Here is a 15191-nt window from a genome sequence, read left to right as displayed (position 1 = left end):
GATTTAGTTTTCTTTGCCGACCGATACTGAATACCCGTGCTTTTGTAATAGCGCATGTTGTTTGGCTTGATCTAGGTCGTTAGCGACCATCTCAACAATCATTTGATCAAGTGTGATTTCTGGAACCCAACCCAGCTTGGCCTTGGCCTTGGCAGGATCGCCCAAAAGGGTTTCTACTTCGGTAGGACGGTAATAGCGTGGATCAATCTGCACAATCACATCGCCAACCTTCAAGCCCGGAGCTTTATCGCCCTCGATTGCGACCACAGTAGCCTTTTCGTTCTCAGCAGCGCCTTCAAACTTTAAGCTGATACCCAATTGCTTGGCGCTACGGGTAATAAATTCGCGAACGGTAAATTGCACACCTGTTGCAATGACAAAGTCTTCTGGTTTTTCTTGTTGCAACATCAACCATTGCATGCGCACATAATCTTTGGCATGACCCCAGTCACGTAATGCATCAATATTACCCATGTAAAGGCACTTCTCTAGACCTTGAGCAATATTAGCAAGACCGCGCGTCACTTTTCTAGTGACAAAAGTTTCACCGCGACGTTTAGACTCATGATTAAACAAAATACCATTACAGGCGTATATGCCATACGCTTCGCGATAGTTCACAGTAATCCAATAGGCGTACATCTTGGCAACGGCGTAAGGACTGCGTGGATAAAACGGCGTAGTTTCTGTTTGGGGGATTTCTTGTACCAAACCATACAACTCAGAAGTGGATGCTTGATAGAAACGGGTTTTCTTTTCTAAGCCCAGAATTCGAATAGCTTCTAATATCCGCAATGGACCCATTGCATCAACATCTGCAGTGTACTCAGGTGACTCAAAAGAAACAGCAACGTGAGACTGTGCGCCCAGGTTATAAATCTCGTCAGGCTGACACTCTTGAATAATGCGCACCAAATTACTAGTGTCAGTTAAATCGCCATAATGCAAAATGAGGTCTTGATGATCAATATGCGGATCTTGATAAATATGATCAATACGGTCTGTATTAAAAGAGGACGCACGGCGCTTGATGCCATGAACAACATACCCTTTTTCTAATAAAAACTCAGCAAGGTAAGAGCCGTCTTGACCGGTAATACCGGTGATGAGGGCGACTTTTTGTTTACTCATAGGATCTCTTTCTTTTGCTCTGGGTATTTATTCTGAATGCTATGAACAGTTCTAATTTCTGCCATAGGTATCTTCGAAACGCACAATATCGTCTTCGCCTAAATAACTACCCGACTGCACTTCAATAATTTCCAAGGGCTCAGTACCGCGATTGGCTAAGCGGTGAGTTTGCCCTTGAGGAATATACGTACTTTGATTTTCTTTGAGGGTAATTACTTGATCACCATTGGTAATTTCCGCAACGCCTTTGACCACAATCCAATGCTCTGCGCGATGATGGTGCATCTGTAAGGAAAGGCTGGCTCCCGGTTTCACCTGGATACGCTTGACCTTAAAACGCTCACCCTCATCCACACTGTCATACCAACCCCAAGGCCTCGCGACCTTGCGATGCAGATTCTTTTCTTCTCGCTTTTGCGCCTCTAACTGAGTAACAATATTCTTTACATCTTGGCTATTGCTCCTATTAGCAACAAGTACTGCATCTGCAGTTTCAACAATCACTAAATTCTCAACTCCAACCGCGCTTACTAGTCGACTGCTAGCGTGCACTAATGAATTCTTCGAATTTGTGAGTAATGTGTCGCCACTAGTTACGTTTCCATCCTGATCTTGCTGACCTACTTGCCATACTGCGTCCCACGCCCCCAAGTCATTCCAACCAGCATCGAGCTCTACCATTTTGATGGGGAACTTTGAACCAGGGCACTTCTCAATCACAGCATAGTCAATCGACTCACTTGGGATGCCCTCAAACTCTGCCTTACCTGGACGAATAAAACTATAGCTAGCACTCTTATCCTCAGTTCTTGCTTGCCATGCCTTTTGGGAGGCTTCAAAAATATCCCCACGAAAATCCTTTAAGGCCGCAAGCCAAGTACTGGCCCTAAGAACAAACATGCCGCTATTCCAAAGATAGCTTCCCTGCGCTAAATAGTCTTGAGCAGTTTTACTGTCAGGCTTCTCTACAAAGCGATTTACCTTAAATGCATTGTTTTGATCTTTATCGCCAGTGCGCTGAATGTAACCATAGCCAGTTTCTGGTGCTGTTGGTGTAATGCCTAAAATCGCTACAGAATTGTTGGTTGCTTGAACCGTTTCAATACAGTCCCTCAGCGCATTCGTAAATGCCTCTTTGTTTTGGATGGTTTGATCAGCGGGAGTGATGACCAAGATTGGATCCTGATCATTGGCCAGTTCATTAGCGCAAAATGCAGCCATGCTTAAAGCAGGTGCAGTATTACGTCCTACAGGTTCTAACAATAAAGTGGCTTTAATCGAAGGTAGTTCACGCAACTGATCAAGCACTAAAAAACGATGCTCTTCATTAGTAACTACCAGTGTGCTACCTAAAGTAATTTCCGCTTTCTCGAGCGAATTGACGCGCTCCACTGCCTGCTGAAAAAGACTCTGGGAACTGCCATCCCCTGATAGCACTAAAAATTGCTTAGGAAAGCCCGAGCGGGACAAAGGCCAAAGCCTAGTTCCGGAGCCGCCGCACAAAATGACTGGAATCACTAATGCCATGTAGGGTTAAAAGCACTTTTTATGCTTTTTATGAAGAAAAGCTGATTTTAAAGGGTTTATTGCCGCTCTTTAGCAAAGCTTGGGAATTTATTAAAATTCATTTGAGCGCACAATGGGCGCTAGTTGTTATTAAAACTAAAATGACTTTCAGGAGCCTTCAAAATGAGCAATATCCCCAAAATTAAGCTACGCAACTCATTAACCGAATGCGGTCAGTCAATCCGCAAGGAAAATGCCGGCAAATACCAAAACTACGCCATAAAAGACTGTATTGCCTCAATTGCTGCCAGCAAAATCAAATAATCAATCGCCCCATTTGGGGGTTATCCAAAAGAAAAAGACTGCAGGTTTGCACCATGCAGTCTTTTTTTTGCCGAGCACCCAAGGCGCTCAGAATGTTGACTAAAGAGCCGCTTAAGCCTTTTTAGCGTAAGCAGAGCACCAGCCTTTACCAGCAACTTGCTTACCAGCAAACAAAGAGCAACCGCCTGCAGCCGCATCGGCTTTACCTTGAAACAAGGCACAGTTGCTGCATTGCTGACCAGCAGCGTATTTAGCATACTTCGCTTTGTCTACTTTTGAGGCATCAGCCTTGTAACCCAAAGCAGCAGCTTGTGGATCAGTTTCAGCAACCATGGCTTGGGCTTGAACTTTACCGTTCAATGCCAAAGTACAGGCACCAGCAGCAGACAAAATCATAAATTGGCGACGACTATTTTTCATGGATTCTCCAAAAATAAATCAGTAATTAACTTGCAAGCGCATCTTTAAACAATGCACACCTTTGAAAACTAAGGGTGATCATAGTGGAGAAGATTTGCGGATGCCAGCCGTCACCCAAGTCAATGATTTATATAGATTTATAGATGAGAATTGTTCTCATAAAAAAGTGAATGCAAGGCTTGGTTATTTCCAGCCCTTTAAGTTCATGCATCCTATCCATTGCCTAATGTGCGTTCCAGAGGGAGTTTCTTGATAATCTTCCTTGCACTCTTTTAAATCCTTGTTGTAGGTCACTTTATTGTTTTTAGCGGGATCTTGGTTTTCTGACGGAAAACTCGCACAAGAAATAATTAGCGTCGGTAAAAAAAATAAAGTCATTAAACGATGCAAATGATTCTTCATTGAATTATTTTCGATCAATCAAAGCCAAGAATTCACGGCGTAGATTGGAATCTTTTAAGAATGCACCACGCATCACACTATTAATCATCTTAGAATCGCGATCCTTCACACCCCGCCATTGCATGCAAAAGTGATCCGCATCCATTACGACGGCGACACCGATGGGCTTAATCTTTTTCTCGAGCATGTCCGCCAACTCAACTACAGCCTCTTCCTGAATCTGTGGGCGGCACATGACCCATTCAGTCAGCCTAGAGTATTTCGAGAGTCCAATCAGAGCAGATTCCTTGCTTGGCAATACTCCAATCCAGATGCGGCCCATGATTGGGCAAAGATGATGAGAGCAGGCGCTACGCACGGTGATGGGACCAATAATCATGAGCTCATTTAAACGGCTCACGTTAGGGAACTTGGTTAAGGTCGGCTGATCTACATAACGACCATTAAAAACCTCTTGGACATACATCTTCGCAACTCGGCGACAGGTATTTTGGGTGTTGTGATCATTTTCAGTATCGATGACTAGACTTTCTAAAACAGCCTGCATCTTCTCTGCCACCTCATCTACCAGACCTTCCAGTTCGCCTGGTTTGATAAATGAAGCAATATTGTCGTTTGCATGAAAGCGGGCTTTTTGGGCTTCGATGCGACGACGAATCACCACAGATAATGGCAAACCAGATTCGTCTTTGGCGGACTCTTTCTTAAACTCTTTCTTTTGAAGAGTACTTACTTTTTTAACTACTGGCTTTTTTGTTGGCATAAAAAATACTTTGTCTCAATTTTGAATAGTTCTGGTGATATCGGTGAATGGAGTTGTTTTAATTGCTTGTCTATTGAGATGCTTAGATCTGAAAAAACAAGCCCACCACACAAATCATTCCAAATAGCCAAACAATCGATCTTGTGGTTGGCCAATTGGCTATATAGCAAATAAGGTAGGCGATACGCGCAAGTACAAAACCCATCGCCAACAAGTCGATTCTGTCTTGCGGGGCATGAGCAAGCGAAGCAATAATTACTGCAGCAAAGAAAAAAGGTAAAGACTCAAACAGATTTGCTTGCGCGGCATTGGCTCGAGCCCTAAAGCCGCTTTGTTTGGCAAGCCACTGTCTAGGCATGGCATTGTCGTAGCCTTCAAAACCTTTTTTGGCAATGCCTGCCGCTACATAAGGTAGAAGACCCATCAAGAGAACGCAAGCATAAGCAATATTCATAGTCAGTTTCTTTGCATTCTTTATTTAGGTACTTTTTTGGATCCAATACGACTCTCATTACCATTGAGCAAATTTTGAATATTGCTACGATGGCGCCAAATCAATAGCAAGCACACCACTAAGAGAGCTATAGCCATCGGCTGAAAGCCGAACAAGAAAACAAAATAGATAGGGCCAAAGATTGCAGCAGCTAATGCTGCCAAAGATGAGTAACGCATAAACATCGCCACAATAATCCAAGTACTCAGGGTTGCCGCGCCCAAAATCCAGTTGATGCCAAACAGAATGCCGCATGCTGTTGCTACACCTTTACCACCTTTAAATCCATGAAATATTGGAAAGAGATGACCTAGAAACACCGCAACCACAACCCCACACAAAAGCCACGAGTTCATTGTGGAGGTAAGAGATTCATCTCCGAGTAGTACTCGTGCCAGCATGACAGCAAAGTAACCCTTTAAGGCATCACCTGTCAGCGTTAAGACGGCAGCTAACTTATTACCAGTGCGCAGAACATTAGTTGCGCCTGGATTACCAGAGCCATATGAATGGGGATCGGGCAAGCGCATGCACTTACTCACCACCACCGCAAATGAAATAGAGCCTATTAAATAGGCAATCGGGATAAGCAAGAGATCAAGAGTCAATTCCATACCCCTATCTTAAACACTTATCCCCCGGATGTACCTAAGGCGAGTGATGGTATAGACCTCCTCAAACACATTAAGCGCGAATAGCCTTATACGCAGCAGAGGCGGCATGGACCATACTAGGGTGCAGTATTCCCAACTTTGGAATTTGCCCAAATGGAGCATGCGGCGGCACCGTGAAATACCGGTCATTAAACGGCAACTCTATGGCCTTGCCTAAGTCAAACTTGGTGTCATAACTCAACCCAGCAACCTCATATGCGATAGGGTTTTGTTTTCTTGCAATCAGAAATTCCCCTTTAAATAAGCGATTGACTTTTTGGCTCGTCCCATAAGCTACTTCAGCAAAGAAATCACCATCCTCGCTCTCTTTGCTGGCGAGAATAAGTGCTGGTCTTGCTTTAGGTTTTGGTTGAATGCTATTGGGGAAGTGACACCAGACAATTTCACCGGCTACCGGTTCAGGCCACCAACGCATTAGACTCCCTCAAAGAGACTGCTACGAACAATGCCGCCTTTGGCTTTAGGTGCAGTTTTCTTGATTTGCTGCAACTGAGCCATCGTTAAGGCACCATCATCAGCAGCATATTGGGGTAGAAATTTACTGGCCAGCTCATGCAAAGCCAAATGAATCACCTGTGTTTCATCTACACCCAAGGTCTCAGCTAAACGCTTAGCGGTTGAGCGAGTTACTCCAGTGACGCTGTCTTGCGCCCTATAGCGAAATGCAATTTGGGCAACTGCAGATTTCATAAACCCTCCCGTTTAATATATCTTAAAGATATCAGTTAAAACCAGATATGTCAACCCAGCACACAGGGGGGAATTAACAGCAATTAAACGAATCCGTTCTCGCCAATTGCAAAATAACTAGGGCTACGAACCTCGGGGATGGTGCTGTTGATGAATCGATTTAAGGCGTTCGCGGGCCACATGGGTATAGATCTGGGTGGTTGAAATGTCAGCATGCCCCAAAAGAAGCTGAACCACCCTTAAATCCGCCCCATGGTTCAGTAAATGAGTGGCAAAAGCATGGCGCAATGTATGCGGTGATAGTGCAACAGCAATATTAGCCACAGTGGCATAGCGCTTAATCAGCGCCCAAAACGCCTGGCGGGTTAAGCCAGTGCCAGTGTGGCGCCCCACAAAAACAGCATCGGTCGTTTTGCCTTCCAATAAGGGAGTACGCGCTTCTGCCAAGTAACGTCTTAGCCACTGCCCTGCCTCTCCACCAAATGGCACCAAGCGCTCTTTACCGCCCTTGCCGTTGACCACTCTTACTACACCTTCATTCAATCCTAGCGCCACGGTTTTTAAAGAAACGATTTCTGAAACGCGCAAGCCACTGGCATACATCAACTCCAGCATCGTGCGATCACGCAATCCTAGTGGAGTTTCAATATCAGGAGCATTGAGTAATGCAGTAACTTGGTCCTCACTTAAGGTCTTCGGAAAGCGCGGCGCTTGTTTTGCTGCGCGCAATCCAATACAGGGATCGTTCTTCACTAAATTGATGCGAAGTGCGTGGCGATAAAATCGCTTAAATACAGTTAAGCGGCGATTAGCAGTGGTGGCCTTGTCCGCACGCCGAGACGCTATATACGCTGTGAGGTCTTTTTCCGTCACCCCGTAAAGATCTGGGCCAGAGTCCTTATAGAGCCACTGGGCCAATAACAATAGGTCTCTTCGGTATGCGGCCAAGCTATTTTGAGCCAAGCCATCCTCTAGCCAGCAAGCATCACAGAAGCGCTCGATGGCCTCTTGGCTTGCTGGAGCCATTTCATTCTTAATATTTTTAGAAATTGGCATTTAATGGTGCTAAGGAACCAATGCTAACCAACTACTTCGCGACTTCTTCCAGCTTCTCGGCAAGCCATATCTTCATCAAAGATTGGTATGGCACATCAAGCTTATTTGCCTGCAACTTAATATTCTCCAAAATACTTTGAGATAACCGGAGTGAAATTGAAGTAGTTGTTGGCTTCAGATTTGGCATTGTGACTCGCACAGCCTTTGATAAATCAAAATATTCTGAAGAATCATTCTTCTCCCAGAATGCGCGCTCTTCTTTTTCACTCTTAAACTTCGGAATTGCTTTACTAGGCTTTTTCATAAAATGCCCTCTCTTTCTTACTCATTGGCCTTGCGGAGACGACCCTAATTAAAGTTGCACTCTTTCGCAAGGTAAAAACTATGGACAAAAAAACACCAACAGAGGTGACTCCTAGGGCCAAAAAACGTTGCTCGTCTTCGCTATGCTTTTCATCACCAGAAACCAACAGGGGATGATTAAAGAAAACTTCTTCAGCCTCCCCTTGGGTTACACCATGCTTTTCTTGACTCTTATAAGCATTTCCAGCATCCCACTGGAATCCAACAATTCGGTGGAATTCAATCATGTATGTATATTATCATAATATACATACACTTTTCAGGCAAGAGGGTATTAAATAAAAATTTGCGTAAGCTTAGTCACGGAAATTATTAAAGCCCAATGGCGCTTCGGTTACTTCTTTTTTAAGTAGGGCCATTGTTTCTTGCAGATCATCGCGCTTAGCGCCTGTGACACGTACTGCATCACCTTGAATACTGGCTTGCACTTTTAGCTTGCTGTCTTTGATAATGCGCACAACTTTCTTCGCTAAATCTGAAGTAATTCCTTTTTGAATCTTCATAGTCTGCTTGCGCTTATCGCTACCAATGGTTTCTGTTTTGTCATCTTTGAGATAACGTACATCCACATTACGCTTTGCCATTTTGCCAATCAGCACATCGCGCACTTGACCTAATTTAAAGTCATCATCGCCAAACAAAATGAGCGCTTCGTCTTTTTGCTCTACTCGACTATCAGAACCTTTGAAGTCAAAGCGGTTGCTAATTTCTTTATTAGATTGCTCAATCGCATTTTTGAGCTCAACCATGTCTGGTTCACATACAACGTCAAATGTCGGCATTTTTACTCCCTATTTACCTATTTATATTCTCGTAATCTTTACATTTTGCAGATATTTTGGCGCCCAGCTAAGGCTTATTACTGTCTATGCTGCCAAAAAATTTGCACTAGATTCTTTTACGAATAAGATTGTGGCATGAACCGTGCTCAAAATGCGCCCCTGCCAGCAAAATTGACCCCAAATCTAGGGTTGAAGCACCGCAACACCTTTGGCTTTGATGCCAATGCAGAGCTGGCTTACGAAATTACCTCGCCCGAGCAAATTCCAGCAATTATTTCTGAAGTTAAGAAGCAAAAACTCCCATGGCGGATTTTGGGTGGTGGTAGCAATGTGATTCTTCCCGAGAATCTACCTGGTGCAACCCTGCTCATGAATATATTGAGACAAGAAGTCCTCTCGACTGATGAGAACGCCACCTTATTGGCGGTGGGTGCCGGGGTAAATTGGCATGAACTAGTTGCTTGGACGCTAGAAAATGATCTGCCTGGCTTAGAAAATCTGGCGCTCATTCCAGGGACTGTCGGTGCATCCCCGATTCAGAATATTGGGGCTTATGGTGTTGAGGTTGCCGATTACATTGAATCTATCGAAGCTTTTGACGTTAAAGAACATGCCTTTGTCACCATCACAAAAGAGGCATGCCAATTTGCTTATCGCGATAGCTTCTTTAAGCAACACCCCAACCGATTTATTGTGACAAAGGTCGTTTTTAAAATACCCAAAGCCTGGGAACCTCGGATTCATTACGCAGATCTTGCTAAACAATTTCCTGAGCATTCCAATCCGAGTCCGGAAGATATCTTTTTAGCAGTTTGTAAGATCCGCACCCACAAACTACCCGACCCAAAAGTCATTGGTAATGCGGGTAGTTTTTTCCAGAACCCCATCATTCCCAACGAGCAATACGAAACCTTGCTTAAGGCGCATGCAGCGCTAGTTTCTTATCCAGATATGCCGGGAAAACGAAAGCTTGCAGCAGGATGGCTCATTGATCAATGCGGCTTTAAGGGTCAACGCATGGGCTCTGTTGGCGTCTATGAAAACCAAGCCCTTGTGCTAGTAAATCATGGTGGTGGTTCCGCCCAAGACATCCTTGGTCTTGCGAAATGTATTCAGGACAAGGTGCGAGCGGAGTTTGGTGTGAGTCTAACCATAGAGCCCAATATTCTCTAGCAAAGCTTCTTAATTTTGACTCTATTCATAGTGAGTCCACATTCTCAAAATACGAACAGCCTTCTCTTTACGAAACACTTCATAAACCAAGCGATGTTGAATATTAATTCTCCGAGAATAGGCCCCCTGTAAATCTCCAATTAATTTCTCATATGGTGGCGGATTTTGAAGTGGGTCAATCTCTAAAAATCTTCAGTAACCTTTGCACCCTATCTTGAAGCTCTACTGCGGAGATTTTTTGGCATCTTTGATGGCATATTTGGAATAAACCAGATTCCAACTCACCACTTCAACGCCTTTTTACTTTTACTTAAAGGTTCAGACATAGCTTCCTTAATCGATTCACGCATATTGGGGATCGCTAAGAGATAGAGGGTTTCTTGAATTACGCTCCAATCCTCCTCCGAAATTAAGACAGCGTTTGCCCGCTTACCCGAAATGATCACTGGTTTATGGGTCTCAGTCACCTGATCTATTAGTCGATAAAGACCGGCCCCTGCCTCGCTTGCGGTAAATGTTGTCATGCTTTTCCTCTTTTGCAATATGACGCGTAAAAGTGTACGTATTGTCTAATCAAGAGTTTTCTGGGGTTATTTGTATATCCACAAAACGAACTTCTGCATAACCTTCGGCCAAGCGAACTTCGAATATATTTTCTGAATTCAACTCATCTGCTTTACGTACTGCATGCAATTCTTTTTTATCCTTACTCAAAATCACCGCATATCCTCGCTCTAGCGTTCTCTGTGGATTCAGCATCTCTAGTTGCGACTGGTAATGTGTTTGATTGCGCTTCCAATTTTCCATGCGCACAGACCAGGCCTGATTAAGTCTTTGTTGCCATCCCTGAATTTGCTCGCGCATCCGATCTGGGTTTGGTAAGGCATGGGTCAATCGCAACGCCAGTTGATCTAAGGTTTGCGCTTCGCGTTCCACTCGTTGATTAATCCGCTGCAGCAATGCTTGCATAATGGCTTCAAGCTCTTGCAGCATTTGATCTTTCCGAGGCGCGGCAAGCTCTGCAGCACTAGTCGGCGTTGGGGCACGTAAGTCAGCAACAAAATCGGCAATCGTGAAATCCGTTTCGTGTCCAACACCACTCACCACCGGGATTGACGAATCTGCAATTGCATATGCCAACTGCTCATCATTAAATGCCCAGAGATCTTCAATACTGCCCCCGCCCCGCACTAACAAAATAACGTCAACAGCATTTTCTTTTTCAGCTGCTTTGAGCGCTGAAATAATTCCGGCAGGCGCATCTACCCCCTGAACTAGGGTTGAATAAATCACAATCGGAATGTGAGGGGCTCTTCTAGCTAGTGTACTTAAGACATCTTTTAGTGCTGCCGCTTGTAGTGATGTGATGATGCCAATTGATCTTGGATGGCTAGGAATCTCGCGTTTGCGCTCATCATCAAACAAGCCTTCTTTTGCTAATTTAGCCTTGAGCTTTAAGAAAGCTTCGTAAAGCCCACCCATGCCGGCGCGACGCAAAGTTTGAATAGTGAGCTGAATATCCCCACGCGGAACGTACATTCCCAGATTGGCGCTGACTTCAACCAAATCCCCGGATTGGGGCATAAACCCAACTTGACCATTACGACCGCGGAACATCACGCAGCGAATCTGGCCTTCCTCATCCTTTAAGGAGAAATACCAGTGCCCGCTGTCATAAGCCTTGAAGTTCGAAATCTCCCCGCTCACCCAGACGGCATCGAAACGGTCCTCCAAAGAGGCAGCAATGGCGCGGTTTAGATCGCCAACACTTAGAATTTCCCTTGATATTTCCGACATTTTTTCTCTTCAATCCACTAGCCATTGAGCCTAGAGGCCATTAACATATCCACAGATCCCAACTCGACCTTGGTTTAACGATTATAAGTAAGTAATTACTGACCCAAAACGTCTCATAAATCCAACATACCAATTGCAAGTCATTGATTAATAAATAAATAAATTCAGCTAATCAACCGAGTTTTTGGAGAAAAATAACAGGGTTTACCATCAATCAAGGACTTACAACGCCAATCCAAAAAAGTTTTGCACAGAGTTATCCACAGGCTAGCTTTCAGAAACAGTCTTTTTAATTCAGCTAAAGTACTGAGCTTATGTACTCCATCTTACTATCCGCAGGCTGGCCAATTTGGCCCCTCTTAATTATTTCTATTTTGGGTATGGCTATCGCCTTAGAGCGAAGCTGGTACTTACGCCAAATACACATTTTTCCTAAAAACTGCCTTGAAACTGCTTTTTCACTTGCTAATCAGATCCTTAGCCAAAAATCAGGGCCTGTCGTAAACGAATTACAAGTTGCCGATTTGGCTCAAACATCTCCAGCAGGCCCATTGCTCGCGTGCGCCCTAAAAGAAAAGTTGAGCGGCAGCAGTCCCGATGCTGCTTTGGAAGAGCTGCAGGCGATCGCACAAACGACCTGGCTGAAGCTAGACCGCTACCTTGGAGCGCTAGCCACGATTGCAACAATCGCACCATTACTGGGGTTGTTTGGCACAGTCGTCGGCATGATTGAAATCTTTGGTAGTCAGGGCGCTATTAATGGCGCAGCAGGAAGTCCACAACAACTGGCACATGGCATTTCAGTAGCTTTATACAACACCGCCTTTGGATTGTTAATCGCCATTCCTGCTTTAGCCGCTTGGCGTGGACTGCGCGCAATGGCAAACCAACGTCAACGCGAGTGCGAAGAATTTACACGCCAACTCTTTAAGAAGCTTTACCCAAATAATTCCACTAAATGAGTTGGTTAGAAACGCATCCCCAAGCAAGAAGAAGATTTTCTTTAGGAAGTAGCTCGGCTCCTATAGAGCCAGAGATCAATCTCATTCCTTTTATTGATGTGCTGCTAGTAGTGTTGATCTTTCTGATGATCTCTACTACCTTCACGCGTTATCAAGAGCTTGCTATTACATTGCCGACTGCTAACGGTAGTGAAAGCCAAGCTGAGACGAAACAAATACATATTGCCGTCAGTCGTGATGGTCGCTTTGCAATTAATGGCAAAGTAACGGATCGCTCGCAACTAAGCGCTTCGTTAGCTCAGTTGACTAACCAAGGTAGCCCAAAGGAAGGTGCAAGCGCACTACAAGTCAATATTGATGCGGATGCTAAAGCGCCCCATCAAGCTGTTATGAGCGCTCTTGAGGCAGCACGAGATGCCAACCTCTCCAATATTGTGTTTAGCAGTCAAACTAAGAAGTAAATTACGAATCTAGAAAATATTGTCCATGTCCTTTTCGTTTTTTCGTAAAGCACCCAAGTTCTGGGAAAAGCGCGGCCCTACTAGCTTATTGCTATGGCCGCTCTCATGGCTTTATGGTTTGGTGTTGCGTGTCCGCAAACTCATTCAGGACATAGGCTTAGTAAAGCAAAAACCTGCTTCAGTACCCGTCATCATTGTGGGCAATATCCGCGTAGGCGGCACTGGTAAGACTCCGATCGTTATTGCACTAGCAGAAAGATTGCAGCAACTCGGATGGAATCCTGGGATTATTAGCAGAGGATATGGCTCCTCTGCACAAAGCGTCCCCCTACAAGTCAACAGTCATTCAGATCCAATGCTGGTCGGTGATGAGCCTGTCTTGATTGCAAAACGTACGCATGATCAATTTCCAATTTGGGTTTTTCCAAAACGCCAGAAGAGCATTCAATCTTTGCTCAAGCATTCGCCAAATGTAAATGTCATTATTAGTGATGATGGCCTCCAACATAGCGGCTTAGCACGCTGGCCAGCGCGTGAAGGTGGGCGCGATATCGAGTTCGTTGTGCGTGATGGACGGGGTGAAGGTAATCGCTTTTTGTTGCCTGCGGGTCCCTTGCGCGAACCCGCAACACGTGAACGAGATGCCACTCTATTGACTGGAAGAACCAAAGCAGGCGCTCATAAAGTTGGCGCTCAGGATGAATATTTTTTAGGGCGTCGCGCATTCTCCCTAGAGAGCAGATTAGGCAATGCTTATCAACTGATCAACCCAAGTCATCAGCAGACCCTTGCACAAATTGCTGATAGTTATTTACCCAACAAGATTACTGCTGTGGCCGCCCTAGGTAACCCGCAATCCTTTTTTGATGATTTGCTCAAACAAGGTATTGCTGGAAAATCGATTCCCTTACCTGATCATGCGACCTATACCTCCGAATTCTTTTCCAAGATCAATGCGCAATGCATTCTGATTACCGAAAAAGATGCTGTGAAGTGTGCAAACATCAGTGATGAGCGTATTTGGGTAGTGCCGATGTCGCTATCACTTTCAGATAGCTTGGCTGACTGGCTGCAATCCATCCTCCAAAGACCCAACCCCTATCGCTACACCTTGTAGTTTTGAGCTACATAGCACTACACTACCTGATCACCTATTAAGAAACGCCATTAAAGAAATCATGGATAAACGACTGCTCGATATTTTGGTTTGCCCTTTGTGCAAAAGCCAACTGCATTTAGATGCTGCTAAACGGGAGTTAATTTGTAAAGCGGATCGCTTGGCCTATCCCATTCGGGATGATGTTCCGGTGATGTTGGTAGATGAAGCGCGCAGCCTAAGCGCTGATGAAATTGCTTAATTTATTGAACCTCATTTTTCAATGAACGCTGACGCAAAAGCTCCCGATTTTTTAGTAGTGATTCCGGCTAGACTAGGATCAACACGCTTGCCACGAAAGCCATTGGCTGATATTGGCGGTAAGCCCATGGTGATTCGGGTGGCTGAACGTGCCAAGTTATCGCTTGCACAAAGCGTAGTTGTTGCAACGGATTCACCAGAGATACAAGCTGCTTGCGATGAACACCGTATTGAGTGCTTACTCACAAGCGCAGATCACCCTACTGGTACAGATCGCATTGCAGAAGTTGCGCAGCTACTTAAATTACCTAGCAATGCATTAGTAGTAAATGTTCAAGGTGATGAACCCCTCATTCCTCCAGAACTTATTAATCAGGTTGCTCACACACTGGCAGATCATCCGCAGTGCGCTATCTCAACAGTTGCCGTACCAATTACTGACCCTGCCGAAATTAACAATCCCAATGTGGTGAAAGTCGTTCTCAATCGCTCAGGGGAAGCGCTCTACTTTTCAAGGGCACCAATTCCCTTTGTAAGAGATCCGCAAAGTATCCAAAAAATAGAACATTTACGTCATTTAGGTATCTACGCCTACAGAGCTGACTTTTTGCAGGCCTATACCCGCCTAGAACCTGCACCACCGGAGCAAGCCGAAGCCCTAGAGCAACTACGCGCCCTCTGGAATGGCTATCGCATAGCGGTTCACACCGCCCCTGAGGCCCCGCCAGCAGGTGTAGACACCCCAGAAGACCTAGATAGGGTACGGCAATTGCTAGCTGGCTCTTAAGCGTATAAACCTAAGCCTCGGTCGTTTCAAGCTTCTCGGGGATAATCCTA

22 protein-coding genes and 2 pseudogenes are annotated in these 15191 nt (G+C 44.9%); 8 read left to right on the top strand and 16 right to left on the bottom strand.

The window, feature by feature from the left end:
- Nucleotides 1-3: 3 nt before the first annotated feature.
- Nucleotides 4-1131 carry a GDP-mannose 4,6-dehydratase gene (gene gmd / locus ICN33_RS05925; protein WP_216195332.1) on the bottom strand — a complete coding sequence of 376 codons (1128 nt, stop codon included), beginning with the start codon at nucleotides 1129-1131 and terminating at the stop codon, nucleotides 4-6.
- A 51-nt stretch (nucleotides 1132-1182) separates the two neighbouring features.
- Entirely contained in the window at nucleotides 1183-2658 is a 1476-nt protein-coding gene (locus tag ICN33_RS05920; RefSeq protein WP_216195330.1) for a mannose-1-phosphate guanylyltransferase/mannose-6-phosphate isomerase, read from the bottom strand.
- A 162-nt stretch (nucleotides 2659-2820) separates the two neighbouring features.
- Between ICN33_RS05920 and ICN33_RS05915 the strand changes: the two genes are divergently transcribed.
- Entirely contained in the window at nucleotides 2821-2961 is a 141-nt protein-coding gene (locus tag ICN33_RS05915) for a hypothetical protein (protein WP_216195328.1), read from the top strand.
- 111 nt (nucleotides 2962-3072) lie between these two features.
- Here ICN33_RS05915 and ICN33_RS05910 read toward each other — a convergent pair whose 3' ends face one another.
- From ICN33_RS05910 to ICN33_RS05865, 10 genes and pseudogenes are all read right to left on the bottom strand, one after another.
- On the bottom strand, nucleotides 3073-3381 hold the full coding sequence (locus tag ICN33_RS05910) for a high-potential iron-sulfur protein (RefSeq protein WP_215362647.1): 309 nt from the start codon (nucleotides 3379-3381) through the stop codon (nucleotides 3073-3075).
- Nucleotides 3382-3564: 183 nt separating this feature from the next.
- Nucleotides 3565-3783 (bottom strand): hypothetical protein, encoded by a 219-nt coding sequence (locus ICN33_RS05905; RefSeq protein WP_216195326.1) that lies wholly within the window; start codon nucleotides 3781-3783, stop codon nucleotides 3565-3567.
- Between the two features lie 4 nt (nucleotides 3784-3787).
- Entirely contained in the window at nucleotides 3788-4546 is a 759-nt protein-coding gene (folE, locus tag ICN33_RS05900; RefSeq protein WP_255530678.1) for a GTP cyclohydrolase I, read from the bottom strand.
- 82 nt (nucleotides 4547-4628) lie between these two features.
- A complete protein-coding gene (locus ICN33_RS05895) occupies nucleotides 4629-5000 on the bottom strand; it encodes an MAPEG family protein (protein ID WP_216195324.1) in 372 nt (123 codons plus the stop codon).
- Between the two features lie 20 nt (nucleotides 5001-5020).
- Nucleotides 5021-5653, bottom strand: a complete 633-nt coding sequence (gene plsY, locus ICN33_RS05890; protein ID WP_216195322.1) for a glycerol-3-phosphate 1-O-acyltransferase PlsY — start codon at nucleotides 5651-5653, stop codon at nucleotides 5021-5023.
- A gap of 70 nt (nucleotides 5654-5723) precedes the next feature.
- Nucleotides 5724-6128 (bottom strand): hypothetical protein, encoded by a 405-nt coding sequence (locus ICN33_RS05885; RefSeq protein WP_216195320.1) that lies wholly within the window; start codon nucleotides 6126-6128, stop codon nucleotides 5724-5726.
- The gene (locus ICN33_RS05880; protein WP_216195318.1) at nucleotides 6128-6403 is read right to left on the bottom strand and encodes a hypothetical protein; all 276 of its coding nucleotides are present in this window, start codon (nucleotides 6401-6403) and stop codon (nucleotides 6128-6130) included. The genes ICN33_RS05885 and ICN33_RS05880 overlap by 1 nt, the downstream gene beginning before the upstream one ends.
- A 123-nt stretch (nucleotides 6404-6526) precedes the next feature.
- A complete protein-coding gene (gene xerD / locus ICN33_RS05875; protein ID WP_216195316.1) occupies nucleotides 6527-7459 on the bottom strand; it encodes a site-specific tyrosine recombinase XerD in 933 nt (310 codons plus the stop codon).
- Nucleotides 7460-7490: 31 nt separating this feature from the next.
- Nucleotides 7491-7763, bottom strand: coding sequence for a BrnA antitoxin family protein (locus ICN33_RS05870; protein WP_216195313.1), 273 nt, complete (start codon nucleotides 7761-7763; stop codon nucleotides 7491-7493).
- Nucleotides 7750-8004, bottom strand: a pseudogene (locus ICN33_RS05865) (BrnT family toxin); the annotation flags it as partial. The gene ICN33_RS05870 and the pseudogene ICN33_RS05865, both read right to left, overlap by 14 nt.
- Here ICN33_RS05865 and ICN33_RS10480 point away from each other — a divergent pair.
- A pseudogene (locus tag ICN33_RS10480) lies at nucleotides 7963-8067 on the top strand (hypothetical protein); the annotation flags it as partial. The pseudogenes ICN33_RS05865 and ICN33_RS10480 sit on opposite strands and share 42 nt — an antisense overlap.
- Before the next feature lie 51 nt (nucleotides 8068-8118).
- Here ICN33_RS10480 and ICN33_RS05860 read toward each other — a convergent pair.
- A complete protein-coding gene (locus tag ICN33_RS05860) occupies nucleotides 8119-8604 on the bottom strand; it encodes a YajQ family cyclic di-GMP-binding protein (RefSeq protein ID WP_216195310.1) in 486 nt (161 codons plus the stop codon).
- Between the two features lie 135 nt (nucleotides 8605-8739).
- Here ICN33_RS05860 and murB point away from each other — a divergent pair, with 135 nt between their 5' ends.
- A complete protein-coding gene (murB, locus tag ICN33_RS05855; protein ID WP_216195308.1) occupies nucleotides 8740-9777 on the top strand; it encodes a UDP-N-acetylmuramate dehydrogenase in 1038 nt (345 codons plus the stop codon).
- A gap of 21 nt (nucleotides 9778-9798) precedes the next feature.
- Here the strand turns inward: murB and ICN33_RS10475 are convergent, their stop codons facing one another.
- The 3 genes from ICN33_RS10475 to xseA all read right to left on the bottom strand — a co-directional run bounded on the left by ICN33_RS10475 (nucleotide 9799) and on the right by xseA (nucleotide 11574).
- A complete protein-coding gene (locus tag ICN33_RS10475; RefSeq protein ID WP_370623250.1) occupies nucleotides 9799-9957 on the bottom strand; it encodes a Txe/YoeB family addiction module toxin in 159 nt (52 codons plus the stop codon).
- Nucleotides 9958-10058: 101 nt separating this feature from the next.
- The gene (locus ICN33_RS05845; RefSeq protein ID WP_216195307.1) at nucleotides 10059-10301 is read right to left on the bottom strand and encodes a type II toxin-antitoxin system Phd/YefM family antitoxin; all 243 of its coding nucleotides are present in this window, start codon (nucleotides 10299-10301) and stop codon (nucleotides 10059-10061) included.
- 49 nt (nucleotides 10302-10350) lie between these two features.
- Nucleotides 10351-11574, bottom strand: coding sequence for an exodeoxyribonuclease VII large subunit (xseA, locus tag ICN33_RS05840; protein WP_216195305.1), 1224 nt, complete (start codon nucleotides 11572-11574; stop codon nucleotides 10351-10353).
- A gap of 314 nt (nucleotides 11575-11888) precedes the next feature.
- Between xseA and ICN33_RS05835 the strand changes: the two genes are divergently transcribed.
- From ICN33_RS05835 to kdsB, 5 genes are all read left to right on the top strand, one after another.
- On the top strand, nucleotides 11889-12536 hold the full coding sequence (locus tag ICN33_RS05835; protein ID WP_216195303.1) for a MotA/TolQ/ExbB proton channel family protein: 648 nt from the start codon (nucleotides 11889-11891) through the stop codon (nucleotides 12534-12536).
- On the top strand, nucleotides 12533-12997 hold the full coding sequence (locus tag ICN33_RS05830) for a biopolymer transporter ExbD (protein WP_216195302.1): 465 nt from the start codon (nucleotides 12533-12535) through the stop codon (nucleotides 12995-12997). The genes ICN33_RS05835 and ICN33_RS05830 overlap by 4 nt, the downstream gene beginning before the upstream one ends.
- 25 nt (nucleotides 12998-13022) lie before the next feature.
- Nucleotides 13023-14114 (top strand): tetraacyldisaccharide 4'-kinase, encoded by a 1092-nt coding sequence (gene lpxK, locus ICN33_RS05825; protein ID WP_216195301.1) that lies wholly within the window; start codon nucleotides 13023-13025, stop codon nucleotides 14112-14114.
- Between the two features lie 61 nt (nucleotides 14115-14175).
- On the top strand, nucleotides 14176-14355 hold the full coding sequence (locus tag ICN33_RS05820; protein ID WP_216195300.1) for a Trm112 family protein: 180 nt from the start codon (nucleotides 14176-14178) through the stop codon (nucleotides 14353-14355).
- A gap of 21 nt (nucleotides 14356-14376) precedes the next feature.
- On the top strand, nucleotides 14377-15141 hold the full coding sequence (kdsB, locus tag ICN33_RS05815; protein WP_216195299.1) for a 3-deoxy-manno-octulosonate cytidylyltransferase: 765 nt from the start codon (nucleotides 14377-14379) through the stop codon (nucleotides 15139-15141).
- The last annotated feature ends 50 nt before the right edge of the window (nucleotides 15142-15191 follow it).

The sequence above is a fragment of the Polynucleobacter sp. UB-Tiil-W10 genome (genome assembly GCF_018881605.1).
GTDB lineage: Bacteria > Pseudomonadota > Gammaproteobacteria > Burkholderiales > Burkholderiaceae > Polynucleobacter.
Note: the sequence above shows the minus strand (reverse complement) of the source record. Positions and strands in the feature narration are given on the sequence as shown.